Below are 17,799 nucleotides of genomic sequence, written 5' to 3' on the forward strand. Positions count from 1 at the left end.
TCGACGTAACTACTCGCCGAACAGTTGGTCGTAGTGGGTGGTGAGGGAGACGTGGGTGACGCCGTTGAAGACGCCGGGAATCTTGCCGTACGACGTGACTGCGGTTGCTCGGCCGTTCGCGTGGCTCATGGCGAACTGGTAAGCGGACTGGGTGTTGTGGTCGACGGCGACGAGCAGCGTGCCGCCGCGGGTGCCGCAGCTCTGGGCGACCAGGGACTCGTACGGTGCCCAGCCGCCGGTGCGGATCAGCTTCAGGACCGGCTTGGCGCCGGCGGCGATCGGGATGTGCACGGTGTAGAGCGCCCCGGCGTTCGTTGTCATCAGCAACGTGTCGTACGTCGCGGTCTCGCTGATCACCGTCATCGCCCTGAAGCCGCGGAAGCCCGGGAGCGGGCCGAGCGCCCGGAAGCCGGTGCCGACGATCTGGTACCGGTACAGGCTGCCGTTGGTGTTCAGGCCGTACAGGTACGCGTGCCGCGGCTGGGCGACGCTGTAGTTCGACGTGGCGATCGACTTGAAGCTCGTCCAGCCCGATCCGACCTTCTTGAAGGTCGGCACCGGCGGCTTCGTCTCGTCAGCCGGAATGTACGTCGTGTGCCGGTACAGGTTGCCCGCCTGCAGCAGCAGGCCGTAGTAGAAGTACTGGGTCTGCGAGGCGTTGGTCGCGAAGTACCAGGTCGCGTCCGCGCGGGTGCTGACGAACGGGAACGACTGGTAGGTGACGGACCGCGGCGGCGTCGCCGGCGTCGCGGCGATCTCCTGCATGGTGCCCGCCACGGTCGGCACACCGACCGCGCTGAGGCACGGCTCGGCAGCCGCGGCCTTCGCGGACAGCGGCTGGGCGGTCTGTTCCGGGAAGTACGGCATCGGGTCGGCTTGGCCGGTGGCGGCTGCCGGGGCCGAAACGGCGGCGGCGACGAGCAGGCCGGCCCCCGCCAACGCGAGCGCGAAGCGCTGCAGTTTCATAGGAGTCCCCCTCCAAGAATGTCTCGAAGTTCGAGATGGCGCCGACTATAGCCGGGTCCACGGACGTTTAACGACAAAGTTGCAGCAAGCTGCAGCCGCGGGGCTTGACAGCGACCGAGCTGGTGTTATCGGTCAGGCCCGAATCTGGCTCGCCTGGTGAAATGACTGATGCCGCGCCGGAGAACCGGCGCGGCGGTCGCGGTCCCGTTGGCCTTGCTCATGGCGTACTGGTAGCCGGTCTGGTGTCGCGCTCGACCGCGACGACGGTCTTGCAGCTTGTTGCAAGGCGGAACGGGGCTACCGTGGCTCGACGCGGAGTGTGGTGGCCTTCGCGGTGGAGTTGGTGATCGCGCGGGTCGGCCCTCCGTTGCCGTACTTGTCGAAGTAGGCCGCGTCGATCCGGTCGTCGGCCGTGTGGTCCGGGACGTACGTGACCTCGCGGGTCGTCGAGTTCCACGAGATCGCGCCTTCGTGGTGCCGAGCGACGCCCTTGTACCAGGCGCCCTCGGCACCGCGCACCGACCGCACGTACAGCTTCCCGTCGACGACGACCTGCCACACGATCGTCAGCGTCCGCAGCGACCCGTCCCGGCGGCGCCCGGCGATGCGGATCTCCTGGAGCCGGTCCAGGGTGTGCAGCTCTTCAGCAGTCCAGCTATTCACGTTCTCCGCCTCCACGGTCCGGGGTGGCCTGCATGCCTTTCACGCTACGTCGTTGTCGCGCAGGTACCAGACCAGACCCTGTCAGTACCCCCTCACCAGGTGACGGTGGCGGCGGTGGAGGCTTGGACTTCTGTGCGGGTTACGTCGGGCGCGAGTTCTACCAGCGTGAACGTGCCGTCGGTGATGTCCAGGACGGCCAGGTCGGTGATGACTCGTTGGACCACCCCGCGGCCGGTCAGCGGAAGGGTGCAGGTGGAGAGGAGTTTGGGGGCGCCCTGACGGGTGCGGTGTTCCATCAGGACGATAACGCGGCGGGCACCGTTGTCGTCGTACGGGAACGGGCCGACGCCGAGAATCCCGTTCTCTGCGTGCAGCGTGACCGACGATCCGGGCGGCAGATGGTTGGGGACGAGGGTCGGCAGGCCGATGCCGAGGTTCACGTACTGGCCGTCGGTCAGCTCCGCGGCCGCCCGCGCGGCCATCTCGTCACGCGTCCAGGGCATCTCACATCTCCCGGGTGGTGCGCTTCTCGATCCGCTTCTGCGCGGCCTGCTCCGGCGTCAGCGGTACGACGCGCCGTACGAACACGCCCGGCAAGTGGATCGCGTCCGGCGCGAGCTCGCCCACGTCCACGACCCGCTCGGCCTCCACGATCGTGAGCCGACCGGCCATCGCGGCGACCGGGTTGAAGTTCCGGGCGGCCGCATGGAAAACACAATTGCCAGCCCGATCCGCGACCGCGGCGCGCACCAGCGCGACATCGGTGACGATCGCCTCCTCCAGCACCATGTCCCGGCCCTGGATCGTCCGAACCTCCTTGGCCGGCGACGCGACCGCGACCGTACCGTCGGGCGCGTACCGCCACGGCAGCCCGCCTTCCGAGACCAGCGTCCCGACACCGGTCGGAGTGAAGAACGCTCCGATCCCGGAGCCGCCCGCCCGCAAGCGCTCGGCGAGCGTGCCCTGCGGTGTCAGCTCGACCGTCAACTCCCCCGCGAGGTACTGCCGCGCGAACTCCTTGTTCTCCCCGACGTACGACGCGATCACCCGGCTGATCCGCCCGCGTTCGAGCAGCAGACCGAGTCCCGCACCGTCGACGCCGCAGTTGTTCGACACCACGGTCAGATCGCTCGCGCCCTGCTCGAGCAACGCCTCGATCAGGAACCACGGGATCCCGGCCAGCCCGAACCCGCCGACCGCGAGACTCGAACCGTCCGCGATGTCAGCGACCGCCGCAGCCGGCGTGGCGACGACCTTGTCGAGACTCATGAACGGACGGCCTCGAAGATCGCGGCGATGCCCTGGCCGCCGCCGATGCAGAGGGTTTCCAGGCCGTAGCGGCCTTCGCGCCGGTGCAGCTCGCGGGACAGGGTGGCCAGGATCCGTGCGCCGGTCGCGCCGACCGGGTGGCCGAGGGAGATCCCGGAGCCGTTCGGGTTCAACCGGTCGTCGAGCGGGTCGATCTTCCATTCGCGCAGGCAGGCGAGGACCTGGGCGGCGAAGGCTTCGTTGAGTTCGATCAGGTCGAGGTCGTCGAGGGTCAGGTCGGCGCGGGCGAGCGCGGCGGCAACGGCCGGGACCGGGCCGATCCCCATCACCTCGGGCCCGACCCCGGCGACGGCCCAGGACTTCAGCCTCACCAGCGGGCGCAGGCCGCGGCGTTCGGCCTCGTCGCGGGTGGTGACGACGCAGACCGCGGCGCCGTCGTTCTGCCCGCTCGCGTTGCCGGCGGTCACGGTCGCCGCCGGGTCCTCCTTGAGCATGACGGGCCGAAGCGCGGCGAGGCCCTCGAGCGAGGTGTCGGGGCGGGGATGCTCGTCCGCGGTGATCAGGCCGCGCTTGGGGACCTCCACCGGAATCAGTTCGTCCGCGAAGCGGCCCTCGGTTTGCGCAGCGACGGCCCGCTGGTGCGAGCGGAGCGCGAACTCGTCCTGCTCCTGCCGTGAGATGCCGTACTCCCGCCGTACGTTCTCGGCGGTCTCCAGCATCCCGCCCGGCACCGGGTGATACTTCCCGCCGGCGGTCTCGCGAGCCCGGATCAGGCGGTCGTTCAGTTCGACGTTGCCGCGGACGCCCGTGCGCAGACCGAGGGCGTAGTGCTCGACCTGCGACATCGATTCGGTGCCTCCGGCAACCACCACGCGGGCAGCGCCGGTGGCGACCATGCCCGCGGCGTACAGCACGGCCTGCAGGCCCGAGCCGCACCGGCGGTCCACCTGGACACCCGGTACGCCGACGCCGAGGCCCGCGTCGAGGGCGGCGATCCGGCCGACCGCGGGCGCCTCGCCGTTCGGATAGCACTGACCGAGAACGACGTCGTCGACATCACCTTCGCCCAGACCGGTTCGGCGTACCAGCTCGGTGAGAGCGACGGTGGCGAGGTCAGCCGCGGACAGCGCGGACAGGGCGCCGCCGAAGCGGCCCACCGGGGTACGGATCGGTTCGCAGATCACCACGTCGCTCATGCCTCGACGTTAGGCCGCTGGAACCAATATGGAGAAATACTCATTTACGCTCGATAGAGACTCTGCGAGTATTAATCGCGTGGAGCTCCGTCACCTGCGGTACTTCGTCGCCGTCGCCGAGGAACGGCACTTCGGTCGCGCCGCGGCCCGCCTGCACATGGCACAGCCGCCGTTGTCGCAGCAGATCCGCCAACTGGAGAGCGAGCTTGGCCTGCAGTTGCTTCGCCGTACGACGCGACGCGTGGAGCTCACGCCCGCGGGCGAGTCCTACCTGGTTCGGGCGCGGCAGATCATCGCGGCGGTCTCGTCCGCGGCAGGTGAGGCGCAGCGGGTCGCGGCCGGGCTGCAGGGGCGGTTGGTGATCGGGTGCGTCGGCTCGGCGACGTACAGCCTGCTGCCGCAGCTGGTCCGGACGTTGCGCGAGGAGCTTCCCGATCTCGAGGTCGCCGTACAGGGCGAGATGCTCGCGCCCGACCAGGCGCAGGCGCTCGCGGACGGGCGGATCGATCTCGGCCTGCTGCGTCCGCCCGTCGAGGACGAGTCACTACTGGTCGAAGTACTGCGCGCCGATCCGCTGATCGTCGCCGTACCCGACGGCCATCGGCTGGCCGGCAGGCGCCGGGTGCGGCTGGAGGAACTGGCGGACGAGGACTTCGTGATCCACGCGGGCGGCGGGCGGTCGGTCATGCACGACACCGTGCTCGCCCGCTGCCGAGAGGCCGGCTTCGAGCCGCGCGTCCGGCACGAGGTAGCGGAAACGTCGACGCTGGTCACGTTCGTCGCAGCCGGCCTGGGCATCGCAATCGTGCCCGCCCCCGTCGCCGAACTCCTGGTCCCAGGCGTCACCTACCGCCCACTCACCGGCTCACCAACCATCGAACTAGCAGCCGCCACCCGAACAACCGACGAAGCACCCCACTTAAAGCGCGCACTATCCGTCCTCAAAGGTCTGATTTAGTTACTCTCAGCTATGGACGCCCGGTCCGAGATAGCTCATCGTGGACCAATCGTCGGCAGGCCACCCGAGGCCCGCCGCGTGTGGGGGGACCACGAATGAGCAGTACGACAACGGGCCAGCAGAAGAACGACCGGGACTACGCATGGCATCGCCATCCGGCCCTGCTGGCCGGGATTCCGGCGGTTGCGGCGATCGGCGGCGCCGTCCTGACCGTAGTCCTCGGTCAGGCCGGGGCGTTACCGCAAGCCATCAACCCGGCACCACCGACAACCACCGTGACAAGCACGGTCCTGGGTACGACGACCGTGACCGCGAGCGCCACCAGCACCGATTCACCGTCGAGTGATCCGGTGGCGGGTGGCGCAGGCACGCTTGTCTGGAAGGAGAAGGTGAATATCCCGGTCGGCGACGGCATCGACATCGATCAGCCCGGTCCGGTCGTGAATCTGGATTGGGGGGCGATCGAGGTGTACGGCTTCGACCTGACTGGAGGCGTGCCGTACGCGCGTACCTGGGGCCGCGCCGCGGCGGGCGGCCTAGACCCCGCGACACCGGCTACCTATGACGGATGCACGACTGCGCTGGCCACGAACGCCGAGCACGAGAGGTTCCGGGCCGCGAAAGGTACGGCGTTCTGCGTGCGCTCAGGCCTCTCGGAGAATCCGCATCTCGCGCTGTTCCAGGTCCAGGGGGTGAACACGAGCACGAACAAAGCTGAGCTTGAGGTGACGGTCTGGTCGATCAGCTGATCTACAGAGCAGCCAGGGTCAGGACGACCTCGTTGCGGTGGAGGGTTAGGGTGCCGCCGGCGGCTTCGGCGCAGCGGCGGGCTATGTCCAGGCCTAGGCCGGTGGAGCCTCGGTCGCTGCGGCCGCGTTCGCCGGCGCCCAGGGGGATGCCGGGACCGTTGTCGGCGACAACTATCCGTACGACGCCGTCCGCGCGGGTGAGGGTGATCCGCGCGGGCGTCCCGTCGGGGGTGTGCGCTACGACGTTCTCCACGAGTGCGTCGAGTGCCACACCGAGGTCCTCGCCGGAGGAACGCACCGTCGCGGGCGCGTTCGGCAGGTCCAGCGCGAGCTCGCGGCCCTGGTCCTCGAACAACGGCTCCCAGAACGCGGCCCGCTGACGCGTCACCTCGACTGCATCCGAGTGCGGAACGCGGCCCTCGCGCTGCGGTCGCCGAGCAGCACTGATCACCGCGGTCAGTGTCCGTTCGAGACTGTTGACCTGGGTGTTCAGCTCCTCGGCGCTCTCCCGGTCCGGCAGCGCCTCGACCTGCAGGCGCAGCGCGGTCAACGGCGTACGCAGGCGGTGCGACAGGTCCGCGACTGCCTCGCGTTCGACCGCGATCACCTCGTCGATCCGGTCCGCGAGACCGTTCAGCGCGGACCCGACCTTCGCGACCTCGGCCGGTCCGGTCGTCGGGGCGCGGGCGTCCATGTCGCCGCGGGCCAGACGTTCCGCCGTACTCGCCGTCTCCTCCAACGGGCGCGCGAGGCGCCGGGACACCAGTTCGGCGCCGATGATGCTGAGCAACAGCACCACCAGGCTCCCGCCGACGAGGATCAGGATCCGCGGCACCACGCCGTCGTACAGCTCGTCGCCGGTCAGGTAGAGGCAGACGGAGGCCGTGCCGTTCGGCGTACCGACGCCGACGTCCACCGCGAGACCGCCGCCGACGTCGCGGTAGTCCGCGTCGCCGATCTTCGGCGGGCCCTTGTCGTCCCCATCACCATCGCCGCCACCGTCGCCGTACCCGGCCGGCACGTTCTTCGGCGTCGGCACCCCACCGGGCGGCGGATCGCCCAGCGTCGTACCGTCCGGCATCCGCACCGAGATCCGGCCCGGATGGTCCGTCAGGCCGTCGAGGTACGCCGTGATGTCGTCGTTCGTGTGGTCCTTGTCGCCGACGTAGTACGCGACGCTCTCCGCCAGGTACCGCGCTTTGTCCTTGGACTCGTTGGCCGTCGTACTGCGGAGCAGAATCACCAGCGGTACGGCGAAAGCGAGCACGACCAACGTGGTCATGCCCACCGACAGCAGCAGGATCCGACGGCGCATGCTCAGCCGTCCACCGCGAGCTTGATCCCGACGCCGCGAACACTGTGCAGGAACCGCGGCGCGGCAGCCGTCTCGCCGAGCTTCCGGCGCAACCACGACAGGTGTACGTCGACGGTCCGGTCACCACCGCCCCACGGCAGCCCCCAGACCTCCGCGAGCAGTTCCCGCTTCGTCACCACGGCTCCGGGTCGACGCGACAACGCCAGCAGCAGGTCGAACTCCTTCCGGGTCAGGTCGACCGCCGCACCGTCGACGGTCACCTCCCGGCTCCGCGGATCGATCCGCAACCCGCCGACCTCGACAGTCGACTCCTCCTGCGGGTCCTGCCCGAGCCGCCGCAGTACGGCGCGAATCCGCGCATCCATCTGCGCCGCGCTGAACGGCTTGATCACGTAGTCGTCCGCGCCCGCATCGAGCAGCCGTACGACGCTCGCGTCGTCGTCCCGCGCCGTCGCCACGATCACCGGCACGTCACTGACTGCCCGCACCATCGCGAGCACGTCCCGCCCGTCGAGATCGGGGAGCCCGAGATCGAGCAGCAAGACCTCCGGCCGCTCCCGTGCGACCGCGGCGACCCCGTCGGCGCCGGCCGCGACCGCCGAGACCACATGTCCGGCCGCCGTCAGGGACTTCCCCAACGACAACCGAATCGCATCATCGTCCTCGACCAGCAGCACCCGCGCCATGCCGTCGAGCGTAGCCGCCGACCCTGCCCGCGAGCCTCAAGCCGGTGTTAAGCGAACGTCAGCCACTCACCAACCCCGCGTCGGCCTCGTCGGCCACGCTCAGCGGGCCGGGTTCACGGGGTGTCGGAGGAGGTTACTGAGTGCTGGAGATCCGGGGGCGGCTTCAGACCAGTGCGGCGGAGTTCGAGGGTGGCGAGGGCGGTGACGACCTCGCGGTCGCCGTCGCGCCAGGCGGCGACCGGGTCGGCGGAGATCTTCGCGAGCTTGTGCATCGGCTGGTTCGCCATCGCCCGCAGCGCGAACAAGTCCAGGTCCGCCGCGTTGTCGATGAACCGCTGCGCCGCGGTCGCCCGCCGCGAGAAGCGGATCCGTCGCGGTACCCAGATCAGTACGGCGAACAGCACCGGCAACCCGATCGTCACGGCCGCGAGCACGTACGCCAACTGCTCCACCGCATGCGCCTGGTCCCGCCCCGCCTGCGCCAGCTTCCCCGCGGCACCGGCCGCTCCGTCGATCGGCGACCGTAGTTGATCCCCCACCGCCGGCACCTTTCCGATCGGCTCGGACAGTCGCCGCAGATCCCCCGCGAGCCCATCGCCGGCTTCGGCCGCCTTGCGTCCCGGGGCCCCGAGCGCGTCCGTCACCCTGTAGACGAGTAACCCCAATTCCACACAGGCCCAGACCCATCCCGCCAGCATCAGATCGCCGACAACCTGCCCGAACCGCTGAACACCCACGTCGGAGTAGAGCTTCACCACTTGGCTCCCATCTCCCGGTGCTCGCCGGTCGGCGATTTGTTTCCGGAGAGGGTCAGAGGTTACTGCGAAGGTTCCAGAGGAGGGGGTAGTAGCGGAGGTCGAGGCGGCTGCGGAGGTAGGTGGCGCCGGACGAGCCTCCGGTTCCCGGTTTGGTGCCGATCATGCGCTCGACCATGACCACGTGCCGGGCGCGCCACGCCGCGGCCAGTTCGTCGTGCTGGACCAGGGCCTCCGCGAGTTCCCAGATGGCGGCGTAGTGCGAGCGGTCGCCGGCGATCTTGCGGAGGGCGTCGCGGATTGCGTCCTCGGAGTCGGTCTCGAAGCCGCCCTTGCGCAGTACGTCGAGGTACGCATCCCAGAGCGTCGGCTCCTCCAGCCGGCGCCGCAACCGATCCTGCTCGACCGAGGTCAGCCCGCGGAAACGCCGTACGAAGGACGGATCCTTCGCGCCGGACAGGAACTCGATCTCCCGGAACTGCACGGACTGGAACCCGGACGCCGGCGACAACCGGTGCCGGAACTCACCGAAGTCCTGCGGCGTCATCGTCTCGAGGATGTCCACCTGTTGGGTCAGCACGCGCTCGATCGTGTGCACCCGCCGCAGCAGGTGCTCGGCCAGCCAGTGCTCACCGGCGAGCATCGCGTCCCGGGACGCGGTCAGCTCGTGCAGGACCTGCTTGAACCACAGCTCGTACACCTGGTGGATCGTGATGAACAGCAACTCGTCGTGCGCCGGCGGGTCCGACTCCAGCCGCTGCTGGTCGAGCAGGTCGGCGAGCCGCAGGTAGCTGCCGTAGGTCAGCCGCCCGCCCTCCTCACCGAAGTGCACGTCGACTCCACCCCACTGTCCAGCAACCCCGTCACCAGTGCTCATGTGACGGAGACTAGCCGACCGTTCCGTGACCGGTCAGTGATTCGTTCGTTGGACCGGTCATGGGGCCTCCCGGTCTGGACTGAGGAGCGCAGGGAGCGAAGCGACCGGAGCGACGAGGGAAGACCGGGAGTTACAGCCCCATGCCCCGCCGCGACGGAGTCGCGGCATGTGCGCAGCGGTACGCCGAGTTGAGGAGTTGCATGTCCGCCACGGTCGAGAGCCCGATCGTCCCGGGACCGGTTCAGGGTCCCACCAGGGAAGAGCCGCTGATCGAGGCGTTGCTGCTCGACGACTACCGGTCGCTCGTCCACCTCGCTTATCTGATCCTCCCGCCTGCGATCAGCCGGGCGAGGCGGGTGGCGGCGGCCCATGCCGTCGTCCAGCGGGCGCTCCCGCCGGGGCTCGCGCTCCCGACCGACCTCGTGCTCCCGTCGAGCCTCACTGTGCCGCCGGACGTCAGGGTCCCGGCGACCAGGCACCGGGAGTTCATGCGCCGCCGGGTCGTCGAGGAGGCGACCCGGCAGGCGGAGCGCCGGTCGTTCCTCGCCCGCCTCGGCAGCGCACTCGCACCGGCCGACGAGCTCGGTTTCGAGCCGTGCGCCACCCGCCCCGACCGCTCCTCGATCACCCGTCGCCGCGCCCGCGGCCGCCGGTTCGCGATCGCCACCGTCCTCGTCCTCACCGCCGGGATCCTCGCAGCGCTGCTGACTTCGTGACGTCTTGACGTAGGGTCGCCGCCCGCTTACCTTCGGTGGCACCGCATTCTTCCTACCGCCCCAGGGAGATCTGTGATGTACGTTGGAATCGTTTCCAGCCTGTCCCTGCTGATCGCTCCCCTCGGCGCGCCACCACCGCCGCCGGCTGAGACCCCACAGGTGAACATGTCGACCCAGGCAACGATCTGCAACAAGTACTGCGACGCCCGCGACCCCGCCCTCGCGCCGAACGACCGGGCTCCCGTCTCCACCAGCCTCTTCGGCCGCACGATCACCCTGCACTTCGACGACGACGACGCGATGGGCTGGGCCTCGATCGAGAACGGCAACCCCGGCGACGAGGTCTGGCTGGACCGCTCGATGGACGGCGGCCGCACCTGGTCCGGCGGCAGCCGCCTCGGCAACACCGCGATCCCGAGCGGCCAAAGCGGCTGGCGCACCCAGATGTACAACATCGACGACTGGAACAACCTCGGTGTCGGAGCGCTCCGTGCCTGCGGCAAGGCCGGAGACCGCGCCGACATCGCCTGCACACCATGGGCCCGTACGACGTGGAACGCGTGGGACCGTCGTACGGCGGCCGCGACCGCGTTGATGCAGAACTACAACCTGGCCAGCGGACTGTTCGACACCACGGGCTGGTGGAACTCGGCCAACGCGCTGAACGCGTTGATCGACAACGCCCGGGTCAGCGGGATGCAGAGCTACGAGTACGCGATCGGCAAGACGTACGACCTGAACCTGAACAAGTTCGAGGGCCAGTTCCGCAACGACTACATCGACGACACCGGGTGGTGGGGGCTCGCGTGGGTTGCGGCGTACGACCTCACCGGCGAGGCCCGCTACCTGCAGACGGCGCGCGTGGACGCCGATCACATGGCGGCGTACTGGGACAGCACCTGCGGTGGCGGCGTCTGGTGGAGCGAGGCGAAGACGTACAAGAACGCGATCTCGAACTCGCTCTACATCCAGCTGAACGCGCAGCTGCACAGTCGGATCACCGGCGACACGACGTACCTGCAACGCGCGCAGGCCGGCTGGACGTGGTTCCAGCAGACCGGGATGATCAACGGCTCGAACCTGGTGAACGACGGGATCGACCGGTCCACGTGCAAGAACAACGGCGACACCGCGTGGACGTACAACCAGGGCGTGCTGATCGGCGCGCTCACCGAGTTGTCCAAGGCAACGAACAACTCGGCGTACCTGACGTCGGCCCGCCAGCTCGCCGACGCATCGACCACCGCGTCGTCGCTGCACACCGCCGACGGCATCCTGCGCGAACCGTGCGAGGACGGCGACTGCGGCGGCGACGGCCCGTCGTTCAAGGGCGCCCACGTCCGCGGCCTCGGCAAGCTGAACGCGGCACTGTCCGACCACCCGTACACGTCCTACCTGCAACGCCAGGCCGACCGCGCCTTCGCGGCCGACCGGACGCCGATGGATCAGTACGGCCTGCGCTGGTACGGCCCGGTCGACAAACTCGACGCGGCTCGCCAGCAATCCGCCCTCGATCTACTGAACACGGTCTGAAAATGCAGGTTCGGTCCAAGGTGCGTCCACGGGTGATCCAGGCGAGGTCCAGACCGGTCTGAATGCGCCTCAAAGGGTCCGTTTCCGGTGCCAAGGTGAAGTGACGGGCCGGCAGCACGGTCGGCTCGGCACAACCCTGGGGGTGAGCCGGTGGCGGATCCGATCGTCGACGAGTTGCGCAGACTGGCCGGGCCGGACCTGTACCGGCGGAACGCCTTCCGGATCAGCGGTCTGCTCGCGGATGCGAACGCACGCACCGCCCGGCAGGTCGCGCAGCGGTTGCGCGCGGCGCTCGAGGTGGGCGCCGACATCGACCTCGGTACGGCGACCTCTCGCGACCCGCACGAGATCCAGGCCGCCTGCGACCTGATCCTCGGCGACCCGCGCCGCCGGCTGGTCCACGAGGTGTTCGCGCCTTGGGGCGACGACGTCTCCGCCTGCGGCTGCCATCCGCAGGTACACCAGGACCACGATGCCGCGATCGCAGCCCACAACGACTCGATCAGCCAGGAGCAGAGCCGCGGTACGCCGGATGTCGAGTGGAGCCGCGCCTCGCAGTCCTGGTCGAAGGTCACCGGCGCGCTGACGAACCACCTGGAGTACCGGGTCCGCGAGCTCGACGACCGGCAGCTCGACGACTCGGCCGTTGCCGGGATCGAGCGGGAACTGCCGCGGACCCTCGTCCAGCCGGCCGTCGATCTCGCGGTCGCCGGCCCACTTGGACGAACGGGCACGCTCGTCAAGGCGGCGCGGAGGTTCCCGAAGGCGGAGACCGTGCACCGCAGGCTGATCGAGGCCGCGGCCGCGCCGTTGTACGAGGACCTGGAGGAACGCCGTACCCAGGTCGCCCGGCGGATCGGCGAGGAGCCGGTCGATCCGATCGTCGCCGAGATCGAGCGTGACCTGCTGCCGCAACTGCAACGGCTGGACGCCCTGCTGCCATCGAAGGACAACCACCGGACCTCCGCGCTCCACGACCAGCTCGCGATCCTGCTCAACAACTGCGCGGTCGACCTGATGAACCGCGGCGAGGGCGGGGACGGCCGCGCCGAACGCTGGCTGGACCGCGCGGGGAAGCTGGTGATCGACCAGCGCGACCGCGACCTGATCGAAGAGAACCGCGAGGCGATGCTCGAGAACCAGCGGGCGATGCGGGAGTTCCGCGAGCAGGTCGACTATCTGTTCCGGATGCGCGGCAAGTACGCCGCACAACGCCTGCTCCGGCAGGCGCGGGCGCAAACCAGCTCGCCGTCGGTCCGTGCCGAGATCGACCATATGCTCGCCGACATCTCGGCCGGCACGTTCAACACGTCCTACTCTCCTTCGCCACAGGTGAAGCGGCCGCCGGATTCCACGAAGCGCCGGCGTCGTCGCCGGCTGCTGGCCTGGCTGCTCGTCCTCGCACTGATCGGACTCGGCGTGTGGCACTGGTGGCCGCAGAAGCTGAGCATCTCCAACGACAAGATCTCCGACAACGCACCGGCCGGGACCTGCCTCGACGAGCAACCGGACGGCTCGCTGACAGATCTCCGCGGCAGCGACTGCGACTCGCCGCACTGGGGCGAGATCATCGGGTACGTCGCGATCACCAAGGTGCCCGCGACGTACCCGGGCGACATCCAGGCGGACGCGCTCGGCCAGTTCCTGTGCGGCGAGAAGATGGTCCAGCAGCGTCTGAACGAGGACGTGTACGACGTGACCACGCTCCATGCGCCCGCACAACGCTGGAACAACGGCAAGAACTCCAGCAAGTACGAGAATTACGCGGCCTGTGTGGTTCATCGGCACGACGGTCTCGAGATCGAGAGCGGTGTGACACCGACCGCCGAGCTGAAGGATTCGAAGCCGGTCGCGATGGACCTGCTCGCCCCGAAGGTGGCTGACAACGCGCCGGTCGGGACCTGTGTCCAGGACCGGATCGACGGCCAGGTCACCGACGGAGCACTCACCGACAAGGTCAAGATCGTCCGCTGCAACGAGTGGCACTGGGGACAGATCTTCGGCTACCCGACGCTCTACGAGGCCGGTCAGTCCTTCCCTGGCGACAGCGAGGTCAGCGCCCTGTCCCGGCACGCCTGCGCGAACAGGATCCCCAGCCTGCCGGGCTTCGCGACCTGGGTAGTGCCGCCGTCGTACCCGTCGTGGAGCGACTTGAAGCAGGTCAAGTACGCCGTGTGCCTGGTGCACCGGGCCGACAACAAGCCGTTCAAGGGAGCAGCCAAATGACCTGGGCCGGATTCCGCCAGTGGCGGCAGCACAAGGCGTTCCGGATCGCGGCACCGAGCTGGTCCGGTTCGGCGTACGACGACCTGGATCGCTACCTCGCCGAGCTCGGGGAGACCGCCGCTCAACCCGTTGAGGACGCGGACGACGACGCGCTCGCCGAGGCCGCGACCAATCTGTGGCGGGCTCGCCGCAAGCTTGCCCAGGGCAACGACGGTCAAGGGAAGCAGGCAGCGCGTTATCTGCGGACCTGTGCCGGTGCGCTGGCGGCCGCGGGGCTCACCGTTCAGGACCATGACGGGGAGCCGTTCCACGCCGGTCGTTCCGTCGACGTGCTGCTCTACTCCGACGATCCCGCGGTGACGGTGGAGACCGTTGTCGAGACCGTGCGGCCGGCCGTGTACCACCACGATCGGCGGATCCAGACCGCTCAGGTGATCGTCGCCGTACCCACCGGCTCCAAGAACTCGAACAGCTCCGACAGCGAGGACAGCCATGCGTGACACCATCGATATCGGGATCGATCTCGGCACCACCAACAGCGCGATCGCCCTGGCCGAGGGCGACACGGTCACGGTGATCAAGAACATCGAGAGCCAGGACACGACACCGTCGGCGGTCTGGATGCCGCGCGCGGGCGAGGTGCGGGTCGGCGCGAAGGCCCGCACGCGGGTGGAGTCGGATCCGGAGAACACCGCGTCCGAGTTCAAGCTCGAGATGGGTCTGGCCGATGTGGCCCGGAAGTTCGCGAGGGCCGGCGTTCAGCTCACGCCGCCGCAGCTGTCGGCGGAAGTCCTGAAGACGTTGCGCAATGACGCGACCCGGTTCCTGAACGATGTTCCGACCGCGGCCGTCATCACTGTCCCGGCGGCGTTCGCCCTGAACCAGAACAAGGCGACCGTCGAGGCAGCCACCTTGGCCGGATTCGTGCCCGGTTCGCCACTGCTGCAGGAGCCGACTGCGGCCGCGTTCGCCTACGGGCTGCAGGACACCAGCGACCGGGCCTACTGGATGGTGTTCGACTTCGGCGGCGGGACCTTCGACGCCGCGGTGGTGAACAAGCGCGACGGCGAACTGCGCGTGCTGCACCACGCCGGCGACCCGTACCTGGGCGGCAAGCTGATCGACTGGGCACTCGTCGAGCGAGTGCTCGCACCGGCTGCCGCCTCGGAGTTCGGGCTGTCCGACTTCCAACGCGACAACCCGCATCACGCACGAAACTTCGCCAGGCTGAAGGCGGCGGCAGAGGAAGCGAAGATCGCGCTCTCCGGCATCGAGTCGACCTCCGTCCTGGTCGAGCTGGACACCCCGGGCGGCGACAGCGAGACGTTCGACTTCACCCTCACCCGCGGCGCCCTCGACCGCGTCGCCGAGCCGTACTACGTGCGCGCGATCAACCTCTGCCGCGAGGCGATACGGGAGAACGGCCTGTCGGCGGACGCGATCGACAAGCTGCTCCTGGTCGGCGGTGTCACGCTCTCCCCTGGCCTGCGCGAACGGCTCGCCGACCCGGCCGACGGGATCGGGATCTCATTGGAGACCCGGTTGGACCCGTCGACGGTGGTGGCCCGCGGCGCCGCGTTGTTCGCGAGCACCATCCGGCATCCCGCGCCACTGGCCGCGGCCCCGGCAGCGGGCGAGTTCGCCGTCGAACTCTCGTACGAACCGGCTGTCACCACGACCACGACGACCGTGGCGGGGCGGCTGCGCGCCGGGCGGGACCTGGATTGGACCGGCTATTCCGTCGTACTCGCGAACCCCGAAGGCCGGCCGCCGTTCCGGACCGCGAACATCGCGCTCAACCGGGTCGGTGCGTTCGCGACCGAGGTCGACGTGGACGAGCGCCGTACGTCGCGATTCACCGTCGAGCTGATCGACCCGGCCGGCGCGCCGCAGAAGCTGGTCCCGAACACATTGTCGATCACCCACCGGACCGAGACGTTCGGCGGTGCGCGGCTCGCGCATTCGCTCGGAATCCAGCTGGCCGACAAGACGTTCTCACCGCTGCTGCGCAAGGGCGCCGGGGTGCCGACGACGGCCCACGGGAAGTTCCGTACGTCGTACACGCTGCTCCGGCGCGACGACGAGGCGATGATCCGGATCCCTGTTGTGCAAGGAGAACGGGTACGCGCGAACCGGAACCGGCCGGTCGGGCTGTTGACGATCAAGCCGGTCGACCTGCGAATGGATCTGCCGGTCGGGACCGAGGTCGAGGTCACGTTCGAGGTGGACGCGTCGAACCTGGTGACGGTGGTCGCCGACGTACCGCTGATCGGGGCGCAGTTCGAGGCCGAGATCGACCTCGGGTCGGTGCGGACGCCGTCGGCCGACGTACTGACGCAGCAACTGGCGGAGGCCGAGGACCGGTACGACGTGTTGCAGCGGTCGGCGGATCTGCCGGATGTTGACGAGCGGTTGCGACGGCTGGAGGCGGAGGGCACGTTGCCGACCGTTCGGGAGCAGGTACGGGCGTCTGCGACGGATGCCGGTGCGGCGGCGACGGCCGAGGACCGACTGCGGGACTTCCAGGCGGAGCTGGACGATATCGACGATCTGGCTGCGTTGCCGCGTCGTACTCGGGGGTTGCTCGATCTGCTGGCGGAGGCTGGTGAGTTGGTTCAGCAGGCGGGTGCGGTACGGGATGAGCAGGAGCTGACCGCGCTGCGGGAGGCGGCACAGCAGGCGATCGACGACCGCGATCTGAAGGCGATCGACGCGGCGACGGAGCGGACCGAGATCTTCATGGCGCGGCTCTACCGGAGGCAGCCGGGGTGGTACGAGGCTGTGTACTGGGAGGTCGTCCGGTCGCCTGGGATGCTGCCGCCGACTGCTGAGGCGGACCGGCTGGTTGCGGAGGGCCGGGATGCGATCAATCGGCGCGACGAGCGGTCGCTGGAACATGTCGTACAGCAGATGATCCGGCTGCTTCCGCGTGACGAGCGGGAGATCATCATCGGGCTCACGCAATGACCGCGTTCCGCCAGCAGGTAGCCCTGGCCCGAGCGGCCGACCTTGCCCGCCACGGGGACCTGCGCGGCGCCGCCACCTTGCTCACCGACCTTGAAGACCCGTCGGTCGAGGTGCTCGACCTACTGGCCCGAGTCCGAGCCCAGCAAAAGAGATGGGCCGAGGCCGACGCTCTCTGGGCGGAGGTGGAGAAGGCTGGAGCAGGTGGGTTGGTGGCTGGGGCCGTGGCGGGGCGGCGGGTGGTTGCGGGTATTCGCGGGCATCGGCGGGCGTCGCGGCCTGTTCTTCCGGTTGTCGTGGCGGTGGTGCTGGTGGGTGCGGTGGTTGCTGGAGGCGCGGTTGCGTTGGGTGGTCGTGCTGATGAGCCTGTGGCGCAACCGACTCAGGTGCAGACGACGCCGGCTCCTACGCCGAGTGTCGACACCGGTGCCGAGGAGCGGGCGGCTGCGTTGGCTCGGCGGTTGGCGGCGTTGGAGGCGCAGCGCCGGGCCGAAGCAGCTGCAACCGCAGGCGAGCTGGATGTGATCGCGCGGCGCGTTGCGGGTGCAGGTGTGCTGGTGCAGCGCGAGAAAGGCGCGGTGCGCGTCGTATTCACAGAGGGGGTCTTCGCAGCCGGCACCGACCTCAGTACATCCGGCGAGCGCGCACTCGACGTACTCGGAAAACGGCTCCCCGGGGTCAAGGCAACGATCACCGTGACCGGCTACTCGGTCGTCGTACCAGGCGGAACCAACTCCGGCGGCTCACGCACCGCACTCCTACGAGCCCGCGTCGCGACCCAGCAGCTCAGCACCGCGTCCGGTCTCCCGTTGACCGCGTTCACGATGCAGTCCGGCGACCAGGCACACCCGCCGTACCGCACCGACGCCCAGAACCGCACCGTCACGGTCACGTTGACGCCGGGTGCCACGCCCTAGATGCCATGA

Annotated in this window: 17 protein-coding genes; 8 read left to right on the forward strand and 9 right to left on the reverse strand. The window is 69.2% G+C overall.

The window, feature by feature from the left end:
• Positions 1 to 9 precede the first annotated feature (9 nt).
• From EV649_RS08940 to EV649_RS08960, 5 genes are all read right to left on the reverse strand, one after another.
• Positions 10 to 966 (reverse strand): hypothetical protein, encoded by a 957-nt coding sequence (locus tag EV649_RS08940; RefSeq protein ID WP_130382314.1) that lies wholly within the window; start codon positions 964 to 966, stop codon positions 10 to 12.
• A 297-nt stretch (positions 967 to 1,263) separates the two neighbouring features.
• A complete protein-coding gene (locus EV649_RS08945; protein ID WP_157996210.1) occupies positions 1,264 to 1,629 on the reverse strand; it encodes a DUF2255 family protein in 366 nt (121 codons plus the stop codon).
• A gap of 92 nt (positions 1,630 to 1,721) precedes the next feature.
• A complete protein-coding gene (locus EV649_RS08950; RefSeq protein WP_130382318.1) occupies positions 1,722 to 2,132 on the reverse strand; it encodes a CoA-transferase in 411 nt (136 codons plus the stop codon).
• A gap of 1 nt (position 2,133) precedes the next feature.
• On the reverse strand, positions 2,134 to 2,898 hold the full coding sequence (locus EV649_RS08955) for a CoA transferase subunit A (protein WP_130382320.1): 765 nt from the start codon (positions 2,896 to 2,898) through the stop codon (positions 2,134 to 2,136).
• Positions 2,895 to 4,094, reverse strand: coding sequence for an acetyl-CoA C-acetyltransferase (locus tag EV649_RS08960; protein WP_130382322.1), 1,200 nt, complete (start codon positions 4,092 to 4,094; stop codon positions 2,895 to 2,897). The genes EV649_RS08955 and EV649_RS08960 overlap by 4 nt, the downstream gene beginning before the upstream one ends.
• 79 nt (positions 4,095 to 4,173) lie before the next feature.
• Between EV649_RS08960 and EV649_RS08965 the strand changes: the two genes are divergently transcribed.
• A complete protein-coding gene (locus EV649_RS08965) occupies positions 4,174 to 5,052 on the forward strand; it encodes a LysR family transcriptional regulator (protein ID WP_130382324.1) in 879 nt (292 codons plus the stop codon).
• A gap of 95 nt (positions 5,053 to 5,147) precedes the next feature.
• On the forward strand, positions 5,148 to 5,801 hold the full coding sequence (locus EV649_RS08970) for a hypothetical protein (RefSeq protein WP_130382326.1): 654 nt from the start codon (positions 5,148 to 5,150) through the stop codon (positions 5,799 to 5,801).
• Between the two features lies 1 nt (position 5,802).
• On the opposite strand, the gene EV649_RS08975 is transcribed toward EV649_RS08970, so the two are convergent.
• From EV649_RS08975 to EV649_RS08990, 4 genes are all read right to left on the reverse strand, one after another.
• Positions 5,803 to 7,116, reverse strand: coding sequence for a HAMP domain-containing sensor histidine kinase (locus EV649_RS08975; RefSeq protein ID WP_130382328.1), 1,314 nt, complete (start codon positions 7,114 to 7,116; stop codon positions 5,803 to 5,805).
• Between the two features lie 2 nt (positions 7,117 to 7,118).
• Positions 7,119 to 7,802 (reverse strand): response regulator transcription factor, encoded by a 684-nt coding sequence (locus tag EV649_RS08980; RefSeq protein WP_130382330.1) that lies wholly within the window; start codon positions 7,800 to 7,802, stop codon positions 7,119 to 7,121.
• A 113-nt stretch (positions 7,803 to 7,915) separates the two neighbouring features.
• Positions 7,916 to 8,557 carry a hypothetical protein gene (locus tag EV649_RS08985; protein ID WP_130382332.1) on the reverse strand — a complete coding sequence of 214 codons (642 nt, stop codon included), beginning with the start codon at positions 8,555 to 8,557 and terminating at the stop codon, positions 7,916 to 7,918.
• Between the two features lie 55 nt (positions 8,558 to 8,612).
• Positions 8,613 to 9,434: a tryptophan 2,3-dioxygenase family protein gene (locus EV649_RS08990; protein WP_130382334.1), complete on the reverse strand. Its 822-nt coding sequence runs from the start codon at positions 9,432 to 9,434 to the stop codon at positions 8,613 to 8,615.
• A gap of 200 nt (positions 9,435 to 9,634) precedes the next feature.
• Between EV649_RS08990 and EV649_RS08995 the strand changes: the two genes are divergently transcribed.
• The 6 genes from EV649_RS08995 to EV649_RS09020 all read left to right on the forward strand — a co-directional run bounded on the left by EV649_RS08995 (position 9,635) and on the right by EV649_RS09020 (position 17,790).
• Positions 9,635 to 10,150: a hypothetical protein gene (locus EV649_RS08995; protein ID WP_130382336.1), complete on the forward strand. Its 516-nt coding sequence runs from the start codon at positions 9,635 to 9,637 to the stop codon at positions 10,148 to 10,150.
• Positions 10,151 to 10,225: 75 nt separating this feature from the next.
• Complete coding sequence (locus EV649_RS09000) at positions 10,226 to 11,683, forward strand: glycoside hydrolase family 76 protein (protein WP_130382338.1); 1,458 nt, start codon at positions 10,226 to 10,228, stop codon at positions 11,681 to 11,683.
• 150 nt (positions 11,684 to 11,833) lie between these two features.
• On the forward strand, positions 11,834 to 13,909 hold the full coding sequence (locus EV649_RS09005; RefSeq protein WP_130382340.1) for a hypothetical protein: 2,076 nt from the start codon (positions 11,834 to 11,836) through the stop codon (positions 13,907 to 13,909).
• A complete protein-coding gene (locus EV649_RS09010; protein ID WP_130382342.1) occupies positions 13,906 to 14,409 on the forward strand; it encodes a hypothetical protein in 504 nt (167 codons plus the stop codon). Before EV649_RS09005 ends, EV649_RS09010 begins: the two co-directional genes overlap by 4 nt.
• Positions 14,402 to 16,876, forward strand: coding sequence for an Hsp70 family protein (locus EV649_RS09015; RefSeq protein WP_130382344.1), 2,475 nt, complete (start codon positions 14,402 to 14,404; stop codon positions 16,874 to 16,876). Before EV649_RS09010 ends, EV649_RS09015 begins: the two co-directional genes overlap by 8 nt.
• Complete coding sequence (locus tag EV649_RS09020) at positions 16,873 to 17,790, forward strand: hypothetical protein (protein ID WP_130382346.1); 918 nt, start codon at positions 16,873 to 16,875, stop codon at positions 17,788 to 17,790. Before EV649_RS09015 ends, EV649_RS09020 begins: the two co-directional genes overlap by 4 nt.
• The last annotated feature ends 9 nt before the right edge of the window (positions 17,791 to 17,799 follow it).

Origin of the sequence: Kribbella sp. VKM Ac-2569, assembly GCF_004216905.1 — a bacterium.
GTDB lineage: Bacteria > Actinomycetota > Actinomycetes > Propionibacteriales > Kribbellaceae > Kribbella.